Source organism: Microvirga sesbaniae (assembly GCF_025460805.1).
GTDB classification, from domain to species: domain Bacteria; phylum Pseudomonadota; class Alphaproteobacteria; order Rhizobiales; family Beijerinckiaceae; genus Microvirga; species Microvirga sesbaniae.
The window spans coordinates 44,266-65,556 of record NZ_JAMXFJ010000011.1; the positions used below are offsets into that span (position 1 = coordinate 44,266).

A 21,291-nucleotide genomic window follows, 5' to 3' on the forward strand; every position below is an offset into this window, starting at 1 on the left:
GGAGACTGACATTTTGACTTTGCTCAGTGCTGACATTTTAGCTTTGCGCCTACACGAAAAAGACTGGTAACAAACATTTTGACAAGAAGTCTGTTGCGTCGCCATTGTCTCTCGTGCTGGACTCAGGCGGCTAGAGCGGTTTCCCGATTGAAGCTTTCGAGGATCCATTGCCGAACCGCTGTTACAGCCGGACGCCGCTCGTGATCGCCGGCATCGATCAGGAAAAATGAGGCTGGCGCCCGGACACTCTCAGCGAACGGTCGAACAAGCACCCCAGATTCCAAGTAGCGTTGACAGGTTACGTTGTCTCCCATAGCAAGCCCGAGGCCGCCGACGGCTGCCTCTATCATCGCTAGGTGATTTCCGAGGTAATGGCGTCCTCCTGTGAGGATGCTTCCCTGCGGGACTGTCGCCAGCCAGAGGTCCCATTCGTGACCGTTCGCGGCACATAGCAGGGGCGCGTCGGCCAGCTCGCGGTTGTCACCGCTTGCGAGAAGATCCGGGCAGCAGACCGGAAATAGATCAGTGTCGGTCAACCGCTCGCTGCGTCGGCCAGGCCAGATTCCATCGCCATAGCGAATGCACAGATCAACGTCGGAGGCGATGACCTCCTTCGGGCTGTTTGAGGGACGCAGGTGCAACCGCAGATCCGGGTACTGCTTCAAAAGATCGCCGACTGTCTTCACCAGCCACAGGCATGTCAGGGCAGGAGGCGCGCTCACCGTGACGTCGCCCCGGACGCTCGGTCGATCCAAGCTGATGACGGCTGTCGCCAGAAGGTCGAACCCGGAGCTCAGGGGAGCCAGAAGCTGCTCTCCCGCCACCGTCAGCTTGAAGCGGTTGCCCGCCCGCTCCAGGAGATCGGTGCCAACGAAAGCTTCCAGCGTCCGGATCTGGTGGCTGACCGCCCCGTGCGTCACCCCGAGTTCCTCCGCGGCCCTGGAGATCGAGCGACGGCGGGCCGCGGCCTCGAAGGCCCGCAGAGCATTGAGAGGAGGAAGCCGGCGTGCTGCCATTGTTAGATTTTCTCACAGTTGAGCCGGAGACATTCTCGATTGCGTGAGCCCATCTGTCTAGAGCAAGGTCTGGGGCTCCTGGCGGAGGCCTTGGTCGGCCGCTGGACGGATCTCAGAAATACTCAAAAGGGGAGCGGCTCAGTGAAGCGTCTTCAACTACTCGGCATGGCGGCTCTCGGGCTTCTTGCGGCCACAGGCGGCGCCTTCGCACAGGCAAAGAAATGGGAAACAGTGAAGATCGCCACGGAGGGTGCATATGCCCCGTGGAACTTCACCGGCCCTGGCGGCAAGCTCGAAGGCTTCGAGATCGATCTCATCGGCGAGCTCTGCCCGCGGATGAAGGTGAAGTGCGAGATCGTGGCCCAGGACTGGGATGGTATTATCCCGGCGCTCAACGCCGGCAAGTACGATGCCATCATGGCCGGGATGCAGATCACCGATAAGCGGCTGGAAACTATCAATTTCTCGCGGCCGTATGCCCGTACCCCCGGTGCCTTCCTCGTTCCCAAGGATTCTCCCCTGGCAAAGGTGCCAAGCGACAAGGTCTTCGATATCGGCGCGGATGCTGCGGCGGGCCAGAAGGCTGCTGACGAGATCAAGCCGCTCCTCAAGGGCAAGGTCGTGGGCGTCCAAGGCTCGACCACCCTCGCAACCCTGATGGAGCGCCTGTTCCAGGGCGTGGAAATCCGCGAGTATAAGACCACAGAGCAGCATGATCTCGATCTTGCCGCTGGACGTGTCGACGCCGTGGCCGCGGCCACGACGACCCTCGACACCACCCTGAGCAAGCCGGGCTTCGAGAACTTCGTCATTGCCGGTCCTGGCTTCACCGGTGGCTTCATGGGCCGGGGTGTTGCGGCAGGCTTACGCAAGGCTGACCAAGACCTGAAAGTCATGTTCGACGAGGCGATCGCATCGGCCTTGGCAGACGGCACGATCTCACGGCTGTCCCAGAAGTGGTTCAAGCGGGACCTCACCGCAAAGTAATGAAGTATCACCATTGCTGAACTCGCCCCGCTCGGCTGAGCCGACGGGGCACGCTGCCCCTTTGCATGAGGACGAGACATGAGGGAGCAGACGCTCCACCGGAACTCGTCCTCTACCCTCCTTCAAACCTGGAGTCGGACGATGTCCTTTCGCGTTCTCTCGGCACAGATCATGCACGAGTCGAATTCCTTCAGCGTGCGCCTGACGTCTCTGGACCGCTTCGCCGACGTGATCCTGCTTCACGGCGACGAGGCCTTGCGGGCGCTCGATGGGACGAATACCGAGGTCGCGGGCTTCCTGGATGTTGCACGCGAGAAGAGTTGGGAGTTGGTTCATGTCCTTAGTGCCCACGCTAATCCGGCAGGCTGCGTCACCGAGGAAGCTTTCGAGGAGATCGTGAAAGTCGTCGAGGACGCTGCCCGCCGGGAGCGGGAGCGGCTCGATGGGATTCTGCTCGCATTCCATGGCGCCATGGTCACAACCCATTCATGCGATGGCGAAGGGGAGATTCTCGAACGCCTCCGCGCGATTGTCGGTCCTGATATCCCGATCGCCGCGACCTTGGATCTGCATGCCAACGTCACCAGGCGCATGTGCGAACTGGCCGATATTCTCGTGTCCTATAAGACCTATCCGCATATCGACATGCGCGTGGCCGGCCGGCATGCGAGCGAGTTGCTGCACCGGGCTATGGCTGGCGAAATCAAGCCCCACACTCTCTTCGTGCGCCCGCCTATGCTGGAGGACGCCAATGGCGGCCGTACGGATGCCGGGCCGCTTGTCGCTGTGATGGAACGGGCACGTGCATATGAAAGCGAGCCCAACGTTCTCGCGGTGAGCGTCAACGGCGCTTTTCCCTATGCCGATATCAATGAGATCGGCACGACCATCACGGTGACCTATTCCGGAGATCCGGAGCCCCACCGGCTCTTCGCCGAAGAGATGGCGAAGGCCATGTGGGACATGCGCTATGATCTCGTCAACCGCTTCCTGTCACCCGAGGATGCGGTGGCTTCCGCGCTTGCGGGCGATGATCGGCCGGTGGTCATCGCGGACTATGCCGACAATCCCGGAGCTGGAGGGTACGGCGACGGCACGAACCTGCTTCGGGCCTTGATAGCGGCAGACGCAGACGCCTGCTTCTGCCCGATCGTGGACCCTGAGACTGCCTCGCAGCTGCAGACCAGGAAGCCCGGAGAAACGGTATCGATCCGCCTCGGCGGCAAGGTGAACGCTGCCTTCGGCGGCGAGCCCCTTGACCTCGTTGGCACGCTGCTGAGCGTATCCGATGGCAGCTACACCTGTGATGGACCGATGTATGCGGGTGTCCGCATGTCCTTTGGCCCCACGGCGGTCATCGAGGTTAGGCGCGTTCAGGTCGTGATTGTCACCGAGCCCCACCAGTGTCATGACCTGCAGCAATTCCTCGCATTTGGTATTGACCCTCGCGCCAAAAGGATCATTGGCGTCAAATCCATGCAGCATTTCCGGGCCGCATTCGAGCCGATCGCGAGCCGGGTTCTGGTGTGCGACAGCGGGGCGCTGGCCTCTCCGGACCTGACGAAGTTCACCTTCACGCGTGTGCCGAGACCGATGTATCCGCTCGAACCCAACACACCCTACAACCCCGAAGTCTTTATTTGTTCCCGGTCCTCTGAAGAGCCTGTCAAGGTGGAGAGCCGAGCATGACACAGCCCTCCCCTACCTGGCTCAATGCCGCTGCCGTCGAGGACCGGATGAAGCGTGTTGACGCCGTCGCGGCGATGCGGAGTCTCTTCGAGGCGCACGGGCAAGGCCGCGTGACTCAGCCGCCGCAAGTTATCACCCTGCTGCCCGACAACCGGGGCGACTTTATCACCTACTCGGGTGTTCTGCCGGAGGATGGGGTGTTCGGGGTCAAGGTTTCGCCTTATGTGGTCACCCCGTCCGGCGGCAAGGTCACGGCCACGACGATGCTGATGAGCCTTGAGACGGGACGACCCTTGCTGTTCTGCGACTCGCTGGCGCTGACGACGGAGCGAACCGCCGCAACAACCGCTTTGGCGGTCGACCTCCTCGCCCGAGCTGATGCCGCCAATCTGGCGATCATCGGCAGCGGCCCCATTGCCCTGGCTCACCTGCGTCACGTCCTGCCGCTTCGGTCGTGGAAGCGGATCCGCATCCATTCACGCAACATCTTAGCCAAGAAGGAGACCCTTGAGGCGCGCCTTAGTGAACTCCGACCGGCCCCTGAAATCGTTGATGACTGCTCTCTCGCGGTGGCAGATGCCGATGTGGTGCTGCTTTGTACGTCCTCGGGAACCCCGGTTCTATCGATGGAACATATCAGGCCCGGAATGCTTGTGACCTCGATCAGCACGAACGTCGCACGGGCACATGAAATTCCGCCAGAAGCCCTGAGCCGAATGAATGTCTATTGCGACGATCGGTCGACGACTCCACTCATCGCGGGTGAGATGGTGCTGGCCTCCGAGAACGGGTGGTCCTGCGACGACATCCGCGGTGATCTGGGTGAACTTGCTAGCGGCAGGGTGCGGGCCCCCTCCCCTAATCGATCCAGCTTCTTCCGATCTATGGGCCTTGGCATCGAAGACGTGAAGATGGCGCTTGAGATCCACCGCGTGAGCTCGCAGGGATCCTGAGCCGATGACACACCCCCATCCTGAAATCCGCGCCGATGTCATCGTGCTGGGAGCCGGCATCGTAGGCGTCTCCGCCGCCCTGCATCTTCAGATGCGGGGGCGCGATGTCGTCCTGATTGACCGACGCGGCGCGGGTGAGGAAACGAGCCATGGCAACGCCGGGCTGATCGAACGATCGAGCGTCATCCCCTACGGGTTCCCCCGCGATCTCAGGACCGTCCTCCGCTATGCCCTAAACCGCTCCACAGATGTACGTTCCGACTGGCGCTTCCTGCCTCGGATCCTCCCTTGGCTCTGGCAATTCTGGCGCGAATCCGCCCCCGGATCCTTGAAAAAGGCAGCGGCCGACATGCTGCCTCTCATCGAGCGGTCAGTTTCAGAGCATGAACTCCTCATGGCAGAAGCCGGGCTTCTGGGGCAATTGCGCCGGACGGGCTGGATCGAGGCATTCCGCAGTCGGAAGTCTCTCGACCAAGCAGCGAAGCATGCAGCCGCTCTCGAGCCTTTTGGATTGCATTTCGATATCTTAGACGGCAAAACCCTTCGTCAGCGCGAGCCTCACACATCCGAGACCCTCATTGGTGGAATTCATTGGCGGGATCCGGCGACGGTTCCTGACCCCGGCGGTCTCGTAAAAGGATACGCTGACCTGTTTCAGCAGCGTGGCGGCCGTTTCGTTCAAGGGGAGGCCCGCACGCTCCGGCAGGATGGCATCGAATGGACAGTCCGCAGCCGGAATCGCGTAGTCCGCGCCCACGACGTCGTAATTGCTCTCGGACCGTGGTCCGACACAGTCCTGCGTCCACTAGGCTATCGCGTTCCGATGGTCGTCAAACGCGGATACCACGTGCATCTCCGGCCACAGGCCGATGCTGTCCTCCACCATCCTGTGGTCGACGTGGACGGCGGGTTTCTTTTGGCGCCGATGACGCGCGGTATCCGCCTGACCACGGGTGTCGAGTTTGCCCACCGAGATTCCGTACAAACTCCCCTGCAGTTGGAACGAACTGAGCCCCTGGCACGCGAAATTTTTCCTCTTAAGGATCGGATTGATCCGCAGCCGTGGATGGGAGCCCGCCCCTGTCTGCCTGATATGCGTCCCGTCATTGGTGCTGCTCCAAAGCACAAAGGTCTCTGGTGCGCCTTTGGCCACAATCATCATGGCCTGACCCTCGGACCGGTTACAGGGCGTTTACTGGCCGAGATGATGACTGGCCGGGAAACGTTCACTGACCGAAGGCCCTATTCCATTGATCGTTTCATGTCCTGAGCCCCATGGCTGAACACAGTGTAAGCTCAGGCCGCGTCATTGGCGTTTCTAATTGAGCCGATGAGTGTGTATCGCGCTGCTATCCTCAGGTTTTCGGAGCAATGTCGATCTTGAACCACTTCATCGAGAGTTTCTGGATGGTGCCGTCCTGAGTGGCCGCGGTGATTGCCTCATTGAGCTTCTGCTTTAACTCGGCGTCCTGTTTGCGCAGACCAATGCCGACCCCGTCGCCCTGAATGCCACCGGTGACAGCAGGCCCGACGAGGGCGTAGTCCTTGAATTCCGGCTTGCCGAGGGTGCCGATAATCGCAGTGGCGTCTGCCAGCACCGCATCAATCCGCCCGGCCAGAAGATCCAGGTCATGGGCTTCGGTGGTCTTGTACTCCCGAATGTCGGCCGTGCCCTTCAGGTACTTCTCGGCGAAGACGGGATGAGTGGTGGAGACCTGGACGCCGATCGTCTTGCCCTTGAGCAGCGGCTTCGTCGCCTCAATTGCCTTCTCGGCCTCCGCTCGCTGGCTTACCAGATTATAGGTTTGCCCCGTTCCCGGCATCTTGGCGAGTGGCGAATCCTTCGCTACAAGATAACCATTCGGCGAGTCGGCATAGGGGCCTGCGAAGTCAATGACCTGCTTGCGTTCGTCGGTGATGCTCATGCCGGCCATGATGGCATCATATTTCTTCGCTTGAAGAGCGGGAATGATCCCGTCCCAGTCCTGGGCCACAATCTCGCACTTTACCTTGATGCGGCGGCAAAGTTCGTTGGCGAGATCAATGTCGAAGCCTTCGAGCTTGCCGCCCGCGCCGGTGAAATTCCACGGGGCATAAGCGCCTTCCGTCGCGATCTTGATGACTCTGTCCTGTGCAGCGGTCACACCACATGCCAGAGTGGCAGCGATCGCAGCGAACGCGAAGCTCCTCATGATAGTCATTTCTGTCACCTTCGTCTTTTGGCCTGCGATGAATAGCTTGGATTCTAGAACGGAAATCAGCTTATTGGAACTATGCTCCAGCCTTGGATTCTCTAGCACCCGTGTGATAATGTGGGATGCACCGTGAACCGTCACACCCAACCTGGACTGTCAGCCTGACATCTGTCTAATGTATTCATCAGGAAAGCTACACAGCGGACTGATGAGACCGATTTGGGTCTGTGCTCACGCGCGGCAAGGCCTCGCTCTTTCAGATGCGACTTCAGTACGCTTGGCCGCATTTGTGTCACGGGTGCGCCTAATTATTGTTGGCAACCCGTCTCTTTTGAACAGCTTGATTTCGTGTGTGTCCTGATGTGACAGTAATCTTCCAAAGTTTGAAATCGCGCGAGATGGCTCGACGAATTAACGGTTAGCTGAACCTGCGAGGGCCGCGCTTCTTGCAAAGGCATTCACAAGCTCGCGGTTACTCCTCCGTCAACATAAATCGGTTGTGTCGCAAATCCGGAACAGGGGCGAGAAAGTAGCAGATGCACCGTACTGCCCTTATGCGGCGAGCAGGTGAAACTGCTCCGCGAGCGACAGCTGCTGGCTGCCGACATATTTCGCCTGCTGTTTGCGCAGCATATGAACCAACTCGATGCCACCCAAGACCACCCGAGCACTGTCAGCGGACTTGAAGCCGAGCATCGACCGCACGCGTCGTTTTACGGCGCGGTGATCCTGCTCAATGCGATTATTGAGGTATTGACTCTGCCGGATCCTGATCGGCTTGAGCCTGCGTCTTGAACGCTCCTGCAGCCGGCTCTCGGCATCACACGACAGGATCGCCTCCCGGTTGGTCTGGCTGCCGTCGATGACGATCCGCTCGGGCCGGCCATGCCGCTTGAGCGCCTTGCGCAGGAACTGTCTGGCAGCGCTGAGGTCCCGTCGTTCGCTGAACCAGAACTCAACCGTGTCGCCGTTGCTGTCGATCGCCCGGTAAAGGTACATCCAGCGACCTCTCACCTTGATGTAGGTCTCGTCGACGTGCCACTTTCCGGTAACCGCTCGCTTGCGTGCGTTGAAGCGCTTCAGAAGTTCGGGCGAGTACCGGACAACCCATCTGTGAATGGTCGCGTGGTCGACCGAGATGCCGCGCTCAGCCATCATCTCCTCGAGGTTCCTTAGGCTCAGATTGTAAGCCAGATACCACCGGATGCAGAGCAGGATCACTGATCGATCAAAATGCCTGCCCTTGAACACCTATTCCTCCGCCACTGAGACCTCCACCCCAGTAACTGAAACTCTAAAACAAAAGGTTTGCGACAGAGCCTTCCGATCTCGTTCTTCGGCCTCAGCCTTCCCGCGCTCGTCAGCCCGGTGCAGGGTGCGCCCGGCTTCCTCGCGGAGGTGCATGAGACCGGCGGGACCGTGATCCTGTGGCTCGCCGGCCTGCACGCCCTGATCGCCTGCTGGCACCAGTTCGTCCTGCGGGATGGCACCTTGCGGCGCATGAGCCCGGTCTAGGGGGAGGCTCACGCTACCGGGATCGGAAGCCTTCCGCCCTATTCAACCGGAGAGCCGGAGCAAATGACTGCCACGGGTCCCGCAAGGGCAACACGCCTGCCGCCGGATCAGGCGTCGTCGGCCACTCCCGCGGATCGGCGCGGGAAGGTCACCCGCGGCCAGTCGGATGGTGCGGCCCGGAACAGGGCCATGCCCACGACCATGGCACCGACGAACACGACGACCTGCCAGGGACCGAAGGTGATCGCGGTCAGGGCCGGGCCGGGACACAGTCCAACGAGACCCCAGCCAATGCCGAACAGGACCGCGCCGCCGATCAGGCGCCGATCGAGGTCGCGGCGGGATGGGATCTCGAGCCACGGCACCAGGATGGGAATGCCGCGCCGTCTGGCCATGACGGTGCCGAAGGCCGACACCGCGACCGCGCCGCCCATGACGATGGCAAGGCTCGGATCCCAATGGCCGAAGATGTCGAGGAAGCCCAGCACCTTGGCCGGGTTGACCATCTGCGCGACGATCAGACCGAGGCCGAAGAGCAGGCCGGAGCCGAAGGCGGCCAGGATCGCCGGCATGGCCTATGTCCCGATGACGTGACGGGTGAGAAGGACCGTGACGACGGCGACGGCCATGAAGACGAGGGTGGCCGCGATCGAGCGCGGCGATCCGCGGCCGATGCCGCAGACGCCGTGGCCGCTGGTACAGCCTGCGCCAAGGCGGCTGCCGAAGCCCACGAGCAGGCCTGCGGCGACGAGGATACCGAGCGGCGCGTCGAGGCTGACGGGCGGCAGGGCGCCTCCGAAGGTTCGGTACACCAGGGGTGCGATCAGCAGGCCGACGAGAAAGGCCCCGCGCCAGCCGACCTCGCCGTGGCTCGGGTGCAGCAGGCCGCCCAGGATGCCGCTGATGCCCGCGATGCGTCCGTTGAGCACCAGCAACAGGGCCGAGGACGTGCCGATCAAAACACCGCCGGCGAGAGCGGAAACAGGAGTGAAGTTTTCCACGGCAGCCTCCGGTTGGTGTAACTTCGGCCGCCTCAAGCGCGGTGGCTAGGCGGTCGGCATCATGCCCGGCCAACCGCCGAAGGCGCGGGTTCGTTGCCGACCAGATCCGTATGACCGAAGCCCTTGCGGTAGTCGAGAACCGAGATCACGTTCGGGACGACCTTGAAGAATGCCACTCCCTCAAGCGCACCCGAGGCGTACTCCGCGATCCCCTGCGGGAATTTCTGGAGCAGGAGCTGCCCCGCCCGCGCGATCTCCTGCGGGTCCGTGAGGCGGTCCGCATGACCGCCCGCCGAGATGCCGCGGATCTCGCCCCAATCCGCATAGGGCAGGTTGATCGTCAGGGACACCTTGCCGTTGCGGCGGATGTTCCGCGCCTTCTGGGAGGCCTCCGAACATCCGAAGTAGATGTCCAACCCGTCGTTGGCGAAGCTGACCGTCGTGGCTTGCGGATATCCGTCCTGGCGGACCGTCGCGAGCGTCATGTCGCTCGCACGATCGAGGATGGACAGGATCTCGTCGCGAAGTCTCGCGTCCATGGCGCTGTCCTCATATTGGATATTGGACGGACCTTGTCGGCCCATGATGGCTTCGGTCCCGCCCGACCGCCTTGATGTGGATCAATGCGGAGGCGGGAGAAGCCCCGCATCCTTGGCCCGGGTTCGCCGAGAACGATTCCCCGGTCCGGCCGCAGGCTTTGGCGTCATTTCAACCGAAAGGGCCTGACATTCGGGTATGATCGGGGCGAGCGAGCTTTTCAAGAGCCGGGCCGACGGTGGAGGGCTCCATGACCGCCGATGACGGGCTTTCGCGTGTTTCAGGTGAGCGGAGGGACCATCGGGCCTATGATCCGGACATCCTCCCGCGGCTACAGTCGCTGCTCGCGATCCTCGCCGACATCGATGTTGCTCATCGAAGCAACCTGCTGGTGATTGAGAGCAGGCCGATGGACGAAGCCCGCAAGGGGCAACTGGTCGCCGATCTCCGGCAGAACCATTGCAGGCGGCGGGCGCCGTACGTCCGCGAGATCGAGGTGCTGGAGGCGCGGATGGAAGCCGCGTTTCGCTGAGGGGATGCCATGAAGGCGATGGTTCTCCAGAAGGTGGGGACGCCCCTGGTCCCGGAGGAGCGGCCACCGCCCGTGCCAAGTGCAGGCGAGATCCGCGTTGCGGTGGAAGCCTGCGCGGTATGTCGGACCGATCTCCATGTGGTCGATGGCGACCTGCCGCATCCCAGGCTACCCCTCGTCCCCGGCCATGAGATTGTGGGACGGGTCGAGGCGCTCGGTTCCGGGGTCTCGTCTCTCGAGCCGGGGCAGCGCGTGGGCATTCCCTGGCTCGGGCACACCTGCGGACATTGCCCCTACTGCGTCTCAGGACAGGAGAACCTGTGCGACGAGCCGCTGTTCACCGGTTATACCAGGGATGGCGGCTTCGCCTCGCATGCGATCGCCCATGCCGCCTACGCCTTCAGCTTGCCGGAGGACGGCGATCCCGTCGCCCTGGCTCCGCTCCTCTGCGCCGGATTGATCGGCTGGCGTTCGCTGGTGGCCGCTGGCCTGGGCGAGAGGATCGGCATCTACGGCTTTGGCGCCGCCGCCCATATCATCACGCAGGTCTGCACCTGGCAGGGACGGCGTGTCTTCGCCTTCACGCGCCCGGGCGACGTCGCTGCCCAGGACTTTGCCCGTTCGCTCGGTGCCGCCTGGGCCGGCGGCTCGGACGAAGTGCCACCCGAAAAGCTCGATGCGGCGATCATCTTCGCGCCCGTGGGCGACCTCGTGCCCTTGGCGCTCGGCGCCGTGCGCAAGGGCGGTCGCGTCGTGTGCGGCGGCATCCACATGAGCGACCTCCCAGGCTTTCCCTATCGGTTGCTCTGGGAGGAACGGCAGGTCGTCTCCGTCGCCAACCTGACCCGCCGAGATGCCTTGGACTTCCTGGCGATCGTGCCCAAGGCCCGGATCAGGACGCACACGGTGCGCTATCCGCTGGAGGCCGCCAACGAGGCCCTGGGCGACCTGCGGGCAGGACGGCTTCAGGGGGCCGCCGTCCTGGTTCCCTGAGGCAGGCCAAAATGGAGATCATCGCGTCCGAAAACCGGGCGACAGCATCGAGGGGAGGAAATCATGCTTGAGAACATCCGCAGCATCCTCATCGGGATCACGGAGGAAGGCGATGCCGAGGAACGCTCGTCGGTCCTGGCGTACGGGCTTGCCCTCGCCCGTCAGGCGGACGCCCATGTCACCGTCCAGGCCGCCTCGCTGAAGCTCACCGTGCCGTATTCCTTCGTCCGCAGCTTTGCCGAAGGACTCGCGGCCGCCGAGAACCGCCGGGTGGATGCCCTTGCCCGCGCCGTCGCCGACGCGTCCCAGCGGGCCGCGGCGGCATCGGGCGTGGCCTGCGTCAGCCAGGCGCCGCAGCTTGCCTATCCGGATCTCATCAAGAGCTTCGCCGCCCTCGCCCGCACCCATGACCTGACGGTCCTCGATGCGGAACCGATTGCCCTCGCCGTCGACCGGGGCCTGATCGAGGCCGTGCTCATGGACAGCGGCCGGCCCCTCATCGTGGTGCCGCAGGGTCGCGAAACCTTCGCCAGCGACCGGATCGTCGTGGCCTGGGACGGCAGCGCCAAGGCGGCGCGTGCCCTCAATGATGCCCTGCCGTTCCTGCGGGCCGCGACACAGGTCGAGCTGGTCAGCGTCACGGGCGAGAAGGATCTGGCGGATACGGTGCCCGGCGCGGAGATCGCGCCGCATCTCACCCGCCATGGCGTCACGGTGAGTGTCCTCGCATTGCCGGTCGTGGACGGGGATGTGGCAGAGACCCTGCGCAACCATGCCCACCTGACGCGGACCGACATGATCGTCATGGGCGCCTACGTCCATTCACGCCTGCGCGAGATGGTGCTCGGCGGCACGACGCAATCGCTGCTCAGGAACCCTCCGGTGCCTCTGTTCCTCTCCTACTGACGGAAGAGACACGGCACTCGGGCACGCCCGTCACGGAAGGAGGCCTGCATGTACAGGAACATCCTGATTGCCACCGACGGCTCGTCCCTGGCAGCCCGCGCCGTCGAACACGGCACCAACCTGGCGAAAGCTCTCGGGGCGACGGTCCTGCTGCTGACCGTCACCGAGCGCTTTCATCTCTTTGCGATCGAGTCCGATCAGCTCGAGGAGACACCGAGCTCGTTCAGGGAGCACATGCAACGGCAGGCCGATCACACCCTCGAGGAGGCTGCGGAGATCGCCCGCAACCTCGGTGTCGAAGCCCGGACGCTTCACATGGAGGATGACGCGCCGTACCGGGCGATCATCCGCACGGCGGAAGACAACGTCTGCGATGTCATCGTCATGGCCTCGCACGGCCGCGGCGGGGTTTCGGCCCTGCTTCTCGGGAGCGAGACCATGAAGGTCCTTCACCACTCGAACATCCCGGTCCTCGTCGTGCGGTGATGAAGCCGGGCCCTAACCCTGTATGGAATTGAGATAGGCGAGCAGGTCGTTGATCTGCGCGGGATCGAGCTGGAACTGCGGCATGGAAGGGTGGCCCGTCGTGATGCCTTCGGCAAAGGCCTCCGCGAGGTCCTCGATCGGATAGCGGCTGTGCAGGGTCCGGAAGGGCGGCGCCTCCGGAATGGGACTGTCACCGAACCGACCGATGGCATGGCATTGCGAGCAGTTCGTCTGCGCGAACGTGAACCCGCGCTGTGCCCGCCCCGATTGAGCCATGGAGGCCGACGAGGCACACGCGAGGGCAAGGCAGAGAAGGGTGAGCCGCCCCATCATCGATGCTCCTCCGCCTTGCGAAGTTCCGCCGGTGTCACCGAGACGACCTGGAACGTATAGGGTTTGCCATCGTCGTCCTCGATGGTGACGTATTCGCCCTCCACGAAGCGATGCTGGTGCAGGTGATAACCCGCCTCCTCGTCGCCGGGCCGATCCTGAATGTAGTCGATCATCCAGGTCGCGCCGCCAAACCCGCCCGGCCGATGGACCAGGACACCTTGCCGCTCTTCGCCGGCCCAGAAGCGGCGGACCCGGCAATGAGCCCGTTTGTCCGACCACTCCTGCTGGTCGAGATGGCCTTTGTCATCGAGCGGCGCGGTGATCTCGTAGCCGTACCGCGAACTTCCTTCGGGAAACTGCTTGCTGCGGGCCAGGTGAAGCGTGACGTGATGGAGCATCGGTCCCTCCCAGAATTCACGCAGGTCTCGAACAGACCTCGACATCGTGGCAAAGCTTAGAGGATACCTGCTCGCCTGCCTTGATCCTGATCAATCCGTCGCGGAATCAGGGGCGGGCAAGTCAGCCCGCCTAGTCCTTGGATCCGCCCCTCAAGGCGTCCCTGATGCGCCGGATGACGACCCCCTTCGCCTTCCTGTCGGCCGCCGCCTCCACGGCATCACTGATCTCAAGCAGGAGCTCCGCGTAGTCGTTGTGCCAGTCGCGGTGCCCGGCGCCCGCGGACGGCAGGCGCTCCTCGTGGCGTTCGATCCGGACGGCGCGGTCGCCCGCCAGGTCGTAGACGTCGTCGATCTCCGGAATGATCGCGCCGGGCACGCGGTCGAGATCGGCGAGGGATGATTGCAGTGCCTTGAGGGGCGCATCCTCCCCATGCACGAGGAAGACCCCGCGCCGGACCGGAAGGCGCTCGGCCAGCCAAGCCTTCAGCTCCGGCCCGTCCGCATGCCCCGAGTAGAGGTCGAGCGTCCTCATGCGGGCACGGACCTTCACCTCCTCGCCGTGGATCCGCACCTTCGAGGCGCCGTCCTGAAGGATCCGTCCGAGCGAGCCCTGCGCCTGGAAGCCGACGAAGAGGATTGTGGCCTCGTCCCGCCAGAGCCACGCCTTCAGGTGATGGCGGATGCGACCCGCCTCGCACATGCCGCTCGCCGCGATGATGATGTGGAAGCTGTGGATGAGGTCGATGGCCTTGCTCTGCTCGACGGTCTCCGTGAAGCGGACCCAGCGGGATTCGAGGGCCTGGACCAGGTCGCCACCGTTCCGGAGTTCCCCGGCATGCCGCGCGAAGATGGCGCTGGCCTTCGAGGCCAACGGGGAATCGATGAAGACCGGGATGTCCGGCAATTCGCCGGCCTCCGTCAGCTCCATCAGGTCGACGAGGAGTTCCTGCGTCCTCTCGACCGCGAAGGACGGAATGAGCAACACGCCGCTCGGATGCATCGCCGCGCGGACCTCGTCGCGCAGCATCCGGCGCCGGCTCTCGATGGTGATCCCCGCGCGATCCGTATCCCCGTAGGTGGATTCTAGGAGCACGTAATCAAGGTCGCGCGGGCCGTCCGGATCGGGCTGAAGCAGCTTGTGGTCGGGGCCGACATCGCCGGAGAACAGCAGCCGGGCTGGCTTCTCCTCGCCGCCGTGCGTTACTTCCATCTCGATGGAGGCCGAGCCCAGGAGATGGCCCGCATTCCAGTAGCGGGCGCGGAAGCCCGGGGCGACCTCCTGCCACTGGCCGAAAGCCACGGGCCGGAACTGTGTGAGGCACGCGACCGCGTCCTCCTCGGTATAGATCGGCGACACGGTCCCCCGGCCCCGGCGGCGGTTGCGGCGGTTGAGCTGGTCGACCTCCATCTCCTGGATGTAGCCGGAGTCCGGGAGCATGATGGTCGCCAGGTCGGCCGTTCCGGCCGTCGCATAGACCGGGCCGTCGAAGCCGGACTTCACCAGCTTCGGCACCAGGCCGCTATGGTCGATGTGGGCGTGGGTGAGGCAGAGGGCATCGACCCCTGCGGCGCGGAACGGAAAATGCTCGTAGTTGAGCTCCCTCTCCTCCTTCGATCCCTGGAACATGCCGCAATCGACCAGGACGCGGGCGGCGTCCGTCTCGAGCAGGAAGCAGGAACCCGTCACGGTTCGGGCGGCGCCGTGGAAGTGAAGCCGAAGCGACAAGGGACCCTCCTGGGCACGGGGAAGCGTCGAGGTGAGGATCGCACCTTGGTACACCTGCGTCGAGCCGTTAGGTTTGATCCACGCCAATATCGCGGAACGGCGAACATGACCTCCCACGCAGCGTCTTCCAACGGCACCTGCCCCATCACGGGCAAGACCTACCCCCTGAAAGAGCTCATCCTCATCGATCAATTGCGACCTGCCCTTGCAGAGCGGATCCGGCGGGATCACCCGCACCTGGACGATCATGGCCGCATCAGCCGGGCCGCCGTCGACCAGTACCGCCTGCTCTACGTCGAGGAACTCCTGCGCCAGGAACGCGGCGAGCTGACGAAACTCGACAGGGAGGTGGCGCGCAGTCTCGCCGAGGGCAGCACGGTGTCGGCGAATGTCGAGGAGAGCTTCGACGAGAAGCGGACCCTCGGCGAGCGCCTGTCGGACGGGCTCGCGACCTTCGGCGGGAGCTGGCCGTTCCTGATCGCCTTCGGGTTCCTGCTGGGAGCCTGGATCCTCGTCAATGCCCTCCGCGGGACGGAGGCCTTCGACCCCTATCCCTACATCCTGCTCAACCTGCTGCTGTCCTGCCTCGCGGCCGTTCAGGCCCCGATCATCATGATGAGCCAGAGGCGCCAGGAGGCGAAGGATCGGCTGCGCTCCCTCAACGACTACCAGGTCAACCTGAAGGCGGAACTCGAGATCCGGCACCTGCACGAGAAGCTGGACCATCTGATCACGCGCCAATGGGAGCGATTGGCCGAGATCCAGGAGATGCAGATCGAGCTGCTCCAGGAGCGCCGTTGAGCACGATCAGGACGGCTCCACTCCCCACAAGGCCCGCAGGGCATTGAGGATCACGGCGACATCGATGGCCTCCTGGATCAGGGCGCCCTGCACCGGCGTCAGGTATCCCAAGCCGGCCGCGATCATTCCGAGTACCGAAAGGCCAATTCCCGCATAGACGCTCTGAAGCGCGATCCGCTTGGATCGACGGGCCACGCCGATGGCGCCGGGAACCCTGTCGAGCTCATCGACGAGGAGGACCACGTCGGCCGCCTCGGCCGACGCGGCGGCACCTCGCGCGCCCATGGCGAGCCCGAGGTCTGCGGCGGCCAGGGCCGGAGCGTCATTGACGCCATCGCCGATCATCATGACGGGCCCGTGCCGCTTCTCGGCCTGCACAATGGCGATCTTCCGGTCCGGCGTGAGGTCGGCATGGACCTCGTCGAGATGCAGGCCGACGGTCACGGCCTGCGCCACCTCACGGCGGTCTCCCGTTGCCAGGATGATCCGCGTCACTCCCAGCCGACGGAGACTGCCGATCACCTGGGCGGCTTCGGTGCGCAATGGATCCGCCAGGATCAGCAGCCCAGCCGGCGCGCCATCGACCGCCACGGCAACCACGACGGACCCTGCGGGATGCTGGCCCGCGGCGACCGCTCCGACGCGCGGAACCCGCCAGGAGACGAACCGGATTCCGCCCACGATGACCCGGCGGCCACCGACGCATCCTTCCAGACCCTCGCCCGGGATCTCCTCGACCTCGGTCGGGGGCAGGAGATCGAGTCCCCTGCCCCGCGCCTCCGCGACGAGCGCTTGTGCGATGACGTGCTTCGATGCCTGGTCGAGGGAGGCCGCAAGCTGGAGGAGCCTGTCGGACGACAAGCCCGCCATGGGGCGGATCTCGACGATCCGGGCTCGCCCGTGCGTGAGGGTTCCGGTCTTGTCGATGACCAGCGTCCTCACGCGCGTGAGCGTCTCCAGCACCTTCCCACCCTTCACCAGCACCCCGGCCTTCGCCGCACGCGACACCCCCGAGACGATCGCCACGGGCACCGCCAGGATGAGCGGGCACGGAGTCGCGATGACGAGCACGGCCAGGGCCCGGACCGGATCGCCGCTCCACAGCCAGGCGACCCCGGCGAGGGCGAGCGTCAGCGCCAGGAACGCCAGGGCGAACCGGTCGGCGAGCCGTGTCATGGGCGCCTTCGAGCGTTGGGCGACCTCGATCAGGCGCACGATGCCGGCAAAGGTGCTCTCGGCCGCTCGGTGCGTTGCCGAGAGATCGAAGGCATCACCGACATTCGTCACGCCGCTCATGACCGGCTCCCCGGACCGCTTCCGGACAGGGAGCGCCTCGCCCGTCAGTGCCGACTGATCCAGGACCGCCACTCCCTTGGCGACAAGCCCGTCGACGGGAACCACGTCGCCCTGGCGGACGAGCAGGCGATCCTGCGGCGCGATAACGTCGAGCGGAACCTCCTCGAGCCGACCGTCCCGGTGGAGGAGGGCCGTGCGTGGCACGCGGCCCAGGAGCGCCGTCATCTCGCGGTTGGCGCGGCGCTCGGCAAAGCTCTCGAGATACTGCCCGCCGGCGTACATCAAGGCGACCACCACGGCGGCGAGGTGCTCCCCGAACACGAGCGCGCCGGTCATGGACAGGGCGGCAACGATGTCCAGTCCGACATCGCCGCGCCGCAGGCTGCCGACGATCTCGACGATCAGGACGACGAGAACCGGGACCGTCGCCACGGCCCAGATCAGCCCGGACCATGGCCCGTGGCCCGCAACGCCCGCCGCAAGACCGAGGACCAGTCCCAGGGCCGGCATGATGACCAGGACGGGACGGGCGAACCTGTGAAGCGCTTGCAGCGAAGGAAACCCGGCCGCACGGGAGAGCCGGAGCGGTCGGGAGGCTGACAGGCTGGCGTTCTCATGCCCGGGCATGGTCGGATCCTCTCCGAGGCGAAGGGATTGTCGCCCCCCGCGGTGTCCGCATCAATCCTGGCCGGTCGGCATTCCCGCGCGACGGGAAAGGTCGACGCGATCCCTCTAGCGGGCCCTCTTGCCGAGGCGGCGCATGGCGTCGATCCATGCCGTCCGCCTGCCGTCGCTCATGCCCTCGATCATGCCGATCAGCGTATGTCGGTTCGGGCCGATGCCGATCAGCGACAGGATGCTGCGCTTGAGGCTCTTCAGGCTGTGTGCCCCGAAGTACCATCGGTAGACGAAGGCGGGCATGCCCATGGTGATGACGATGCGTGAGGAGCGTCCCTTGAGCGAGGTCTTCCAACTGCTGCCTGCCCCCGCACCGCCCGTCATGAAGGCGGGCCGCAGGGACTGCTCCAGGAAGCCCTTGAGAAGGGCCGGCATCCCTCCCAGCCACAGAGGGTAGACGAAGACGAGGTGCTCGGCCCAGGCCAGCGTCCGCTGGGCCTCCGTGATGACGGCGGGCGACGCGGCACCCTCCCAATCGGCTTTCGCGCGCAGCAGCGGGAAGTCGAGATCGGCCACAGTGATGAAACGGACCTGATGGCCGCCGGCGACGGCACCCTCGGCATAGGCCTCTGCGAGCGCGTGGCAGAAATGCCCGCCTCCGGACGTGGGATGGCCCTGGATGATGGCGATGCGTGTCATGCCGGTGTCCGTTGCTCGTTGCGCGGCGCCCGCACCCCCCGGAACCGCTTGGCCAACCCGAACCAGCCACCGGCCAGGACGGCGACGGTCAGGGTGGTCGCCAACCATGGCAGGCCTGGAGGAGAGAGGCGGAGGATGGCGGCAAGCGGCGGAACGTAGATGATTGCGGTGACGATGACGGCGGCCGCGGCTCCGATTCCCCAGAAGACGAGCCGCCTGCTGTCGAAGAAGGAGGTTCCCGGCTCCGCCGCGTCGGCGAAGGCGAGGACGAGGTTGCCGAGCACCAGGGTAACGAACGCCGATGCCCGCGCCTGCGTCTCAGGAATGTCGGCATTCAGTGCCCATGCATACAGGCCGAGGACGGCCCCGAGCACGACGGCGCCCTGGACGAACCCGAGGACGATCTGGGAGGTGCCGAAGAGCGGCTCGCTGGCAGGCCGCGGCGGCCTCTCCATCGCGTGCCGCTCGCTCGGCTCGCCCTCGAAGGCGAGCGAGCAGACCGGGTCGATCACGAGTTCCAGCAGGATCACATGCATCGGGTACAGGATCGGCGGCAGGCCCATGACGAGGGGCAGCAGGGCCAGCCCGGCGATGGGCACGTGGACCGCAGTCACGTAGGTCAGGGCCTTGCGCAGGTTCGTGAAGATGCGCCGCCCAAGCCGCACGCCACCGATAATCGAAACGAAGCGGTCATCGAGGAGCACGAGGTCTGCCGCCTCCCGCGCGACATCCGTGCCGCGCTGTCCCATGGCGATGCCGATGTGGGCGGCCTCGAGCGCCGGCGCGTCGTTGACACCGTCGCCGGTCATGGCAACGACCTCGCCGTCGGCCTTCAGCGCCTCGACGAGGGCAAGCTTCTGCTCCGGCATGATGCGGGCAAAGACCCGGATCCGTCGCACCCGCTCGCGCAGGCCTTCCGGGTCGAGTTCGGCGATCTCCCTGCCCGTGAGGACGCCAGCGCCGGTGTCGATCCCGGCCTGGCGAGCAATCTCCAGGGCCGTGGCCGGGTAGTCGCCCGTGATCATCGCAACCGTGATCCCGGCCCGTTTCGCCTCGGCGACGGATTGAGGAACATCGGGCCGCACCGGATCCGCGAAGCCGATCAGTCCCTCGAACCCAAACGCCAGATCCTCGGGAGCCGCCGCGCAGTCCCGGTCATCGCGAGCGGATGCCACGCCCAGCACACGCAGGCCGCGGCTCGCCAGTCCTGCAACCACCGTGTCCATCGCGGCACGTTCATCATCGCCCATGCGGCAGAGACGGAAAATGGCCTCGGGCGCCCCTTTCGCCGCGTAGAGAACGCCGCCCGCCGGAGCGGGCCAGACCTGGATGAAGGCCAACAGCTCGGGACGGAGCGGGTAGGTTCGCAGCGGCGCCTCCGCCCGAGCCGCTTCGGGCAGAACGCGCATCCCCGTGACATGGACAGCCCTGTCCATGGGATCGACCGGGCGGACAGCGGATGCGAGCAGCGCCGTCCGCAGCGGCTCGACGGCGCGGCCGGAAAGCCTGTCATGGCCCCGCAGATTCTGTGCCTCCCCGCCCCGCCACGACGTGGCAAGCACCATGCGGTTCTCGGTCAGCGTCCCGGTCTTGTCGACGCACAGGAAGGTGGCGGCCCCGAGCGTCTCGATCACGGCGGCGCGGCGCACCAGCACCTTATGACGGGCGAGGCGAAACGCTCCGAGCGCCATGAAGATCGCCAGCACCATCGGGAACTCCTCGGGCAGAAGCGCGATGGCCAGCGTGATCCCGGACAAGGCGCCGCCGATCCAGTCGTCCCGCAGCACGCCGTACGCGACGGCAAGGACGGCGCAGAACCCAAGTGAGAGGATCCCGAGTCTGGCGATGAGCGCGCCCGTTGTCCTCTGGAGCAGCGTCGGCTCGTCCTCGATGGTGGCCAGCGAGGCGCCGATGCGTCCCAGCCGCGTCGCGGGACCGGTGCGTACGACATGGACCATGCCCTGCCCGCGCACGTTCAGGGTCCCGGCAAACAGGTACGGGGTATCGTCTCCCCCGGGCTCCGGGTCGCCGGCTTCTTCCATGCCGCCGGGTTCAGGACGTTTGGACACCGGGACCGACTCGCCGGTGAGGGCCGATTCATCGACCGTCAGCGCGTCGCCCCCGATCAGGAAGCCGTCGGCGGGCAGGCGCTCCCCCTCTCCGACCAGGACGAGATCGCCCGGTACGAGGTCACGCGCCGGGACGCGCCGCTCGGTCCCGCCGCGGATCACCCGGGCGTAAGGCTCGGCCAGTTCGCGCAGGGCGGCCAGCGCCCGTTCGCTCCTGGCCTCTTGCAGCACCACCAGCCCGATCGTCACGACGGCGCCGGCCGTCATGAACAGGCCTTCCTTGATGTCGCCGAGCATCAGGTAAAGGCCCGCCGCGGCCAGCAGGAGCAGGAACATCGGCTCGCGCAGGATCCCGCGGACGATCTCGACGAGGCCACGGGAGCGCTTCCCCGCGACGGCATTGGGTCCGTGCCGCGCGAGGCGGCGCTGCGCCTCGGAATCGTCGAGGCCCGTCAAGCCTGCTGGGACGACCTCCATAGTGTCTACGTCATGGCCGCCGGGTGCGGGTTGCGCGTGCACGACCGCCCGTCCCCGGTTGGCA

General features: G+C 65.0%; 22 protein-coding genes. 10 read left to right on the plus strand and 12 right to left on the minus strand.

The genetic code is table 11. The features are described from left to right. Window positions 1–122: 122 nt before the first annotated feature. Window positions 123–1,016, minus strand: a complete 894-nt coding sequence (locus OCW50_RS16300) for a LysR substrate-binding domain-containing protein (RefSeq protein WP_262298237.1) — start codon at window positions 1,014–1,016, stop codon at window positions 123–125. Between the two features lie 141 nt (window positions 1,017–1,157). Here OCW50_RS16300 and OCW50_RS16305 point away from each other — a divergent pair, with 141 nt between their 5' ends. The 4 genes from OCW50_RS16305 to OCW50_RS16320 all read left to right on the plus strand — a co-directional run bounded on the left by OCW50_RS16305 (window position 1,158) and on the right by OCW50_RS16320 (window position 5,915). Further along, entirely contained in the window at window positions 1,158–2,003 is an 846-nt protein-coding gene (locus tag OCW50_RS16305; RefSeq protein WP_262298238.1) for a transporter substrate-binding domain-containing protein, read from the plus strand. Between the two features lie 78 nt (window positions 2,004–2,081). Then, complete coding sequence (locus OCW50_RS16310) at window positions 2,082–3,692, plus strand: M81 family metallopeptidase (RefSeq protein ID WP_262298239.1); 1,611 nt, start codon at window positions 2,082–2,084, stop codon at window positions 3,690–3,692. Continuing rightward, entirely contained in the window at window positions 3,689–4,645 is a 957-nt protein-coding gene (locus tag OCW50_RS16315; protein ID WP_262298240.1) for an ornithine cyclodeaminase family protein, read from the plus strand. The genes OCW50_RS16310 and OCW50_RS16315 overlap by 4 nt, the downstream gene beginning before the upstream one ends. A 4-nt stretch (window positions 4,646–4,649) precedes the next feature. Next, entirely contained in the window at window positions 4,650–5,915 is a 1,266-nt protein-coding gene (locus tag OCW50_RS16320) for an NAD(P)/FAD-dependent oxidoreductase (protein WP_262298241.1), read from the plus strand. Window positions 5,916–6,000: 85 nt separating this feature from the next. Here the strand turns inward: OCW50_RS16320 and OCW50_RS16325 are convergent, their stop codons facing one another. After that, complete coding sequence (locus OCW50_RS16325) at window positions 6,001–6,846, minus strand: lysine/arginine/ornithine ABC transporter substrate-binding protein (RefSeq protein ID WP_373371427.1); 846 nt, start codon at window positions 6,844–6,846, stop codon at window positions 6,001–6,003. A 546-nt stretch (window positions 6,847–7,392) separates the two neighbouring features. Continuing rightward, window positions 7,393–8,091, minus strand: coding sequence for an IS6 family transposase (locus OCW50_RS16330; protein ID WP_262298242.1), 699 nt, complete (start codon window positions 8,089–8,091; stop codon window positions 7,393–7,395). Window positions 8,092–8,148: 57 nt separating this feature from the next. Between OCW50_RS16330 and OCW50_RS16335 the strand changes: the two genes are divergently transcribed. After that, window positions 8,149–8,355 carry a cytochrome b gene (locus OCW50_RS16335; RefSeq protein WP_262298243.1) on the plus strand — a complete coding sequence of 69 codons (207 nt, stop codon included), beginning with the start codon at window positions 8,149–8,151 and terminating at the stop codon, window positions 8,353–8,355. Window positions 8,356–8,462: 107 nt separating this feature from the next. Here OCW50_RS16335 and OCW50_RS16340 read toward each other — a convergent pair whose 3' ends face one another. Genes OCW50_RS16340 through OCW50_RS16350 form a run of 3 tightly spaced genes read right to left on the minus strand, consistent with a single transcriptional unit; the run spans window position 8,463 to window position 9,895 of the window. Next, window positions 8,463–8,927, minus strand: a complete 465-nt coding sequence (locus OCW50_RS16340) for a DUF6691 family protein (protein ID WP_262298244.1) — start codon at window positions 8,925–8,927, stop codon at window positions 8,463–8,465. Window positions 8,928–8,930: 3 nt separating this feature from the next. Next, on the minus strand, window positions 8,931–9,356 hold the full coding sequence (locus tag OCW50_RS16345) for a YeeE/YedE family protein (RefSeq protein ID WP_262298245.1): 426 nt from the start codon (window positions 9,354–9,356) through the stop codon (window positions 8,931–8,933). A 59-nt stretch (window positions 9,357–9,415) separates the two neighbouring features. Next, window positions 9,416–9,895, minus strand: a complete 480-nt coding sequence (locus tag OCW50_RS16350) for a pyridoxamine 5'-phosphate oxidase family protein (RefSeq protein ID WP_262298246.1) — start codon at window positions 9,893–9,895, stop codon at window positions 9,416–9,418. A 248-nt stretch (window positions 9,896–10,143) separates the two neighbouring features. Here OCW50_RS16350 and OCW50_RS16355 point away from each other — a divergent pair, with 248 nt between their 5' ends. From OCW50_RS16355 to OCW50_RS16370, 4 genes are all read left to right on the plus strand, one after another. Then, entirely contained in the window at window positions 10,144–10,425 is a 282-nt protein-coding gene (locus tag OCW50_RS16355) for a hypothetical protein (RefSeq protein WP_262298247.1), read from the plus strand. A gap of 9 nt (window positions 10,426–10,434) precedes the next feature. Then, entirely contained in the window at window positions 10,435–11,418 is a 984-nt protein-coding gene (locus OCW50_RS16360) for a zinc-dependent alcohol dehydrogenase family protein (protein ID WP_262298248.1), read from the plus strand. A 63-nt stretch (window positions 11,419–11,481) separates the two neighbouring features. Further along, a complete protein-coding gene (locus tag OCW50_RS16365; RefSeq protein WP_262298249.1) occupies window positions 11,482–12,324 on the plus strand; it encodes a universal stress protein in 843 nt (280 codons plus the stop codon). 48 nt (window positions 12,325–12,372) lie between these two features. Further along, window positions 12,373–12,810, plus strand: coding sequence for a universal stress protein (locus tag OCW50_RS16370; protein ID WP_262298250.1), 438 nt, complete (start codon window positions 12,373–12,375; stop codon window positions 12,808–12,810). A gap of 12 nt (window positions 12,811–12,822) precedes the next feature. Here OCW50_RS16370 and OCW50_RS16375 read toward each other — a convergent pair whose 3' ends face one another. From OCW50_RS16375 to OCW50_RS16385, 3 genes are all read right to left on the minus strand, one after another. Next, window positions 12,823–13,140 carry a c-type cytochrome gene (locus OCW50_RS16375; RefSeq protein WP_373371429.1) on the minus strand — a complete coding sequence of 106 codons (318 nt, stop codon included), beginning with the start codon at window positions 13,138–13,140 and terminating at the stop codon, window positions 12,823–12,825. Further along, entirely contained in the window at window positions 13,140–13,541 is a 402-nt protein-coding gene (locus tag OCW50_RS16380; RefSeq protein WP_262298251.1) for a hypothetical protein, read from the minus strand. The genes OCW50_RS16375 and OCW50_RS16380 overlap by 1 nt, the downstream gene beginning before the upstream one ends. A gap of 130 nt (window positions 13,542–13,671) precedes the next feature. Continuing rightward, complete coding sequence (locus OCW50_RS16385) at window positions 13,672–15,267, minus strand: MBL fold metallo-hydrolase (RefSeq protein WP_262298252.1); 1,596 nt, start codon at window positions 15,265–15,267, stop codon at window positions 13,672–13,674. 105 nt (window positions 15,268–15,372) lie between these two features. Between OCW50_RS16385 and OCW50_RS16390 the strand changes: the two genes are divergently transcribed. Beyond that, window positions 15,373–16,068, plus strand: coding sequence for a DUF1003 domain-containing protein (locus OCW50_RS16390; protein WP_262298253.1), 696 nt, complete (start codon window positions 15,373–15,375; stop codon window positions 16,066–16,068). A 6-nt stretch (window positions 16,069–16,074) separates the two neighbouring features. Here the strand turns inward: OCW50_RS16390 and OCW50_RS16395 are convergent, their stop codons facing one another. From OCW50_RS16395 to OCW50_RS16405, 3 genes are all read right to left on the minus strand, one after another. Beyond that, window positions 16,075–17,991, minus strand: coding sequence for a heavy metal translocating P-type ATPase (locus OCW50_RS16395; RefSeq protein WP_262298254.1), 1,917 nt, complete (start codon window positions 17,989–17,991; stop codon window positions 16,075–16,077). Between the two features lie 105 nt (window positions 17,992–18,096). Then, on the minus strand, window positions 18,097–18,681 hold the full coding sequence (locus tag OCW50_RS16400; protein ID WP_262298255.1) for an NAD(P)H-dependent oxidoreductase: 585 nt from the start codon (window positions 18,679–18,681) through the stop codon (window positions 18,097–18,099). Then, window positions 18,678–21,269: a cation-translocating P-type ATPase gene (locus tag OCW50_RS16405; protein ID WP_262298256.1), complete on the minus strand. Its 2,592-nt coding sequence runs from the start codon at window positions 21,267–21,269 to the stop codon at window positions 18,678–18,680. Before OCW50_RS16405 ends, OCW50_RS16400 begins: the two co-directional genes overlap by 4 nt. Window positions 21,270–21,291 lie beyond the last annotated feature (22 nt).

What these genes read in the sequence shown, in the direction of transcription:
- OCW50_RS16300 (WP_262298237.1), bottom strand. Translation starts at nt 1,016, where the DNA reads ATGGCAGCACGCCGGCTTCCTCCTCTCAATGCTCTGCGGGCCTTCGAG.
- OCW50_RS16310 (WP_262298239.1), top strand. Translation starts at nt 2,082, where the DNA reads ATGAGGGAGCAGACGCTCCACCGGAACTCGTCCTCTACCCTCCTTCAA.
- OCW50_RS16315 (WP_262298240.1), top strand. Translation starts at nt 3,689, where the DNA reads ATGACACAGCCCTCCCCTACCTGGCTCAATGCCGCTGCCGTCGAGGAC.
- OCW50_RS16320 (WP_262298241.1), top strand. Translation starts at nt 4,650, where the DNA reads ATGACACACCCCCATCCTGAAATCCGCGCCGATGTCATCGTGCTGGGA.
- OCW50_RS16325 (WP_373371427.1), bottom strand. Translation starts at nt 6,846, where the DNA reads ATGACTATCATGAGGAGCTTCGCGTTCGCTGCGATCGCTGCCACTCTG.
- OCW50_RS16340 (WP_262298244.1), bottom strand. Translation starts at nt 8,927, where the DNA reads ATGCCGGCGATCCTGGCCGCCTTCGGCTCCGGCCTGCTCTTCGGCCTC.
- OCW50_RS16350 (WP_262298246.1), bottom strand. Translation starts at nt 9,895, where the DNA reads ATGGACGCGAGACTTCGCGACGAGATCCTGTCCATCCTCGATCGTGCG.
- OCW50_RS16355 (WP_262298247.1), top strand. Translation starts at nt 10,144, where the DNA reads ATGACCGCCGATGACGGGCTTTCGCGTGTTTCAGGTGAGCGGAGGGAC.
- OCW50_RS16360 (WP_262298248.1), top strand. Translation starts at nt 10,435, where the DNA reads ATGAAGGCGATGGTTCTCCAGAAGGTGGGGACGCCCCTGGTCCCGGAG.
- OCW50_RS16365 (WP_262298249.1), top strand. Translation starts at nt 11,482, where the DNA reads ATGCTTGAGAACATCCGCAGCATCCTCATCGGGATCACGGAGGAAGGC.
- OCW50_RS16370 (WP_262298250.1), top strand. Translation starts at nt 12,373, where the DNA reads ATGTACAGGAACATCCTGATTGCCACCGACGGCTCGTCCCTGGCAGCC.
- OCW50_RS16375 (WP_373371429.1), bottom strand. Translation starts at nt 13,140, where the DNA reads ATGGGGCGGCTCACCCTTCTCTGCCTTGCCCTCGCGTGTGCCTCGTCG.
- OCW50_RS16380 (WP_262298251.1), bottom strand. Translation starts at nt 13,541, where the DNA reads ATGCTCCATCACGTCACGCTTCACCTGGCCCGCAGCAAGCAGTTTCCC.
- OCW50_RS16390 (WP_262298253.1), top strand. Translation starts at nt 15,373, where the DNA reads ATGACCTCCCACGCAGCGTCTTCCAACGGCACCTGCCCCATCACGGGC.
- OCW50_RS16395 (WP_262298254.1), bottom strand. Translation starts at nt 17,991, where the DNA reads ATGCCCGGGCATGAGAACGCCAGCCTGTCAGCCTCCCGACCGCTCCGG.
- OCW50_RS16400 (WP_262298255.1), bottom strand. Translation starts at nt 18,681, where the DNA reads ATGACACGCATCGCCATCATCCAGGGCCATCCCACGTCCGGAGGCGGG.